We start from the raw sequence: 3,156 nt of genomic DNA on the forward strand, positions 1-3,156 counted from the left end.
GCCACAGCGGGCGAGCACATCAAACTGCGTGGCCCCGACCCCTTGCGTCTGGAAATGGAGCAGCGGAGGCCGCAGCCATGAGCGCAGCCACCTTTCGTTTTGGCGAAGGAAATCCGCAATACGACGTCCAGGGTCGTCTGCGTCATCTGCTCAGTACCGAAGGGCTCCGGGAGCGCGAATTACTGCAGATTCTCGATACGGCGGAGTCTTTCCTCAGTATTGCCCACCGCAGTGTTAAAAAGACCCCCACCTTGCGTGGCCGCACCATCGTCAATCTCTTTTTTGAGAACAGCACGCGGACCCGCAGCACCTTTGAACTGGCCGCCAAGCGCCTCTCGGCGGATGTGCTGAATATCGCCGTCAGCACCAGTAGTGCCAGCAAGGGCGAATCTCTCATGGATACGGTCAATAATCTGATGGCCATGCAGGTGGATGGTTTTGTCATCCGCCATCCTGAGGCGGGAGCAGTTCATCTGGTCGCGCGCCATCTCGGCGACTCGGCGCTGGTAGTGAATGCCGGTGACGGTCAGCACGCCCATCCCACCCAGGCCCTGCTGGATGTGTTCACCATCCGCCGTTTGGCGGGGCCGATTGAAGACCGGGTGGTGGCCATTGTCGGTGATGTGCTCCATTCGCGGGTGGCGCGCTCGCAGATTCATGCCTTGTCCATTCTCGGCTGTCCGGAAATTCGCGTCATCGGCCCGCGTACCCTGGTGCCCGAAGAACTCTCGGCGCTGGGGGTGCATGTCTACCACGATCTGCAGGCCGGTTTGCGCGGGGTGGATGTGATTTGCGCCCTGCGCCTGCAACGGGAGCGCATGGAGTCGCACCGTCTGCCCAGTCTCGATGAATTTCATCGCCGCTTCGGGCTGACCCCGGAGCGCTTGCAGTGGGCAGAACCCGGCGCGCTGGTGCTGCATCCGGGTCCCATGAACCGCGGGGTGGAAATCGCCTCGGAGGTGGCGGATGGTGCTCAGGCGGTGATTCTCCAACAGGTAGCCCATGGTCTGGCGGTGCGGATGGCGGTGCTCACCATCCTCTCTGGCGCGGCGGGCGGGGAGTGAGGACCATGCACAGAATCATACGCAATATTCGGGTCATGGATCCCGGCGATGGCTTTGACGCGGTCACCGATCTGGCCATAGCCGACGGCCGGATTGTCGCGCGGGGGCCTCTGCCTTCTGACTTTACCGCAGAAGAGGTGCTGGATGGCAGTGGCTTGATCGCCTGCCCCGGTTTCGTCGAAACCTCTTTTCAGGCGCACACGCCCGGTCATGGCCGGGATGGTGATCTTGCCAGTGAATTATGCGCGGCGGTGGCCGGTGGCGTGACTCAGGTTTTGCTGCGGCCGGATACCCAGCCCATGGCGGATACCTCGGCCGTTTTACAGGAGCAGCGCGTCCTGGCGGATCGTCTGGCCTTGGCCAAGGTGCATCTGTCCGGTGCCTTTACGACCCAGCTTCAGGGTGCGGCGCTGACCGAGATGGCGAGTTTGGCAGAGGCTGGCGCCATTGCCTTTGGTCAGGCCAAAGAGCCCGTACCCAGTGCGGCCTTGTTGCGGCTGGCGCTGAGCTATGCTGCGGATTTGGGTTTGCCCGTATTACTCCATGGCGAAGAGCCAGAGTTGGCGGCCCATGGGGTGATGCACGAAGGCCGTCTGAGCATCCGCTTAGGCCTGACCGGACGCCCGGCGGCGGCGGAGCAGATCGGTGTGCAGCGGGATATCGCCATTGCTGCGCTCAGCGACTGTTCCATCCATTTCCCGCATTTGAGTACCGCTGCGGCGGTGGCCGAGGTTGCAGCAGCGCGGCAGCGTGGTGAGCCGGTGACATGTGGTGTGAGTATCCACCATCTGCTGCTCAGCGAGCAGGATGTCGGTTTCTTCAATCTCCACGCCAAGATTCTGCCGCCCTTGCGCTCCACTGCAGAGCGCGATGCCCTGCGCCATGCGCTGGCTACGGGCGTTATAACGACCATCAGCAGTGATCACAGCCCTTGGGGCGTGGACCGCGAGGGCATGACCTTTACCCAGGCGCCCTTCGGCATTGCGTCCGTGGAATGGCTTCTGCCCCTGACGCTGCGGCTGGTGGATGAAGGGGTGGTGGATTTGATGACGGTGCTGAGCCTGCTGAGTGTCGGCCCGGCCCAGGCCCTTGGTTTGCCCGCGCCGTCCCTGGCTGTCGGCGCCGCCGCTGACCTTTGTATCTTCGATCCGGAGTCCTATTTCACCGTGGAGCCGGCGCGGCAATGGAGCCGGGGCCGGAATCTTCCCTATGGCCAGTGGGAGTTGCGCGGGCAGGTGCGATATACCCTGGTGGAGGGGCGGGTGGTTTTCCGCGGGTGAGGGTAACGCTCACTTTGGATGGGTTATAATAATTTTTTTCTGCTTGAGTGGAATCACATTTGACTGTGAATGATTGGCATATGTATCCCAACTCGGTGCGTATTCCTCAGCCTGATTTCCCCATACGGACCACCCTTTACGTGGACCTCTGGCGAATAGTTCAAGGTAGGGTCCGGGGCTGCATGCCTCAATGATAGCGTATTGCTCGTCTGGTTTGCGGCTATGTTCGCGCTTTTGTGAAGAAATGATGTTCTCCTGACTTCTCCCCGGCTGCAAGGTCCGGGCATTTTTTCCTCGGACACCAAAAAGGATCATCTCTGTTACATTTCGGAAATAAAAACCGACGCCTCTTCTGTCAGGCCCACCATCTTTTCTGATTTTGTACCATATCATATTGGTTTTATAGGTGAATCCCCAGTGCTCCATTACCTGCATACCGTCGGCCAGGAGCGCGTTCGGCACCCAAAGATAGAGGTGTGCCATGTCGGTGACGATTGTTTCTACAGGAAGTTCTTTTATTTCTTGCAGAGTCATCGTTGAGTATCGGGAGAGACGCTTGTGCTCTGGCGCCATCTTCCCGGTCCTGTTCTGAAACTGCCAGGGTGGATCGGCGAGAACAGTGGTGAATTTTCTTTTCCCTACCGCTTCCAGCAAATCGTCAGATGCGCTCATCATTATTCGTCCTCTGTATAGAGTGATTGAGTGATGCCGAATACCAGCAAAGGACAACCGCCCCCGCCGCTACCCTCAATCCGGGGCAGAAGTTTACTCATATGTGTGGTTGACGCACCATAAGAGGAACCCCTTCCCAG

General features: G+C 59.5%; 4 protein-coding genes. 2 read left to right on the forward strand and 2 right to left on the reverse strand.

Annotated features, from left to right (window positions below):
- Positions 1–77: 77 nt before the first annotated feature.
- Together AC2VNK_RS01770 and AC2VNK_RS01775 are read left to right on the forward strand one after the other, a co-directional pair.
- Positions 78–1,064: an aspartate carbamoyltransferase catalytic subunit gene (locus AC2VNK_RS01770; RefSeq protein WP_486882587.1), complete on the forward strand. Its 987-nt coding sequence runs from the start codon at positions 78–80 to the stop codon at positions 1,062–1,064.
- 5 nt (positions 1,065–1,069) lie between these two features.
- Positions 1,070–2,344, forward strand: coding sequence for a dihydroorotase (locus tag AC2VNK_RS01775; protein WP_486882588.1), 1,275 nt, complete (start codon positions 1,070–1,072; stop codon positions 2,342–2,344).
- A 9-nt stretch (positions 2,345–2,353) separates the two neighbouring features.
- On the opposite strand, the gene AC2VNK_RS01780 is transcribed toward AC2VNK_RS01775, so the two are convergent.
- A complete protein-coding gene (locus AC2VNK_RS01780; RefSeq protein ID WP_291520502.1) occupies positions 2,354–3,019 on the reverse strand; it encodes an MT-A70 family methyltransferase in 666 nt (221 codons plus the stop codon).
- Positions 3,019–3,156, reverse strand: coding sequence for a BglII/BstYI family type II restriction endonuclease (locus AC2VNK_RS01785; protein WP_486882589.1), 138 nt, complete (start codon positions 3,154–3,156; stop codon positions 3,019–3,021). Before AC2VNK_RS01785 ends, AC2VNK_RS01780 begins: the two co-directional genes overlap by 1 nt.

The sequence above is a fragment of the Acidithiobacillus sp. TH-A35 genome, from assembly GCF_057473505.1.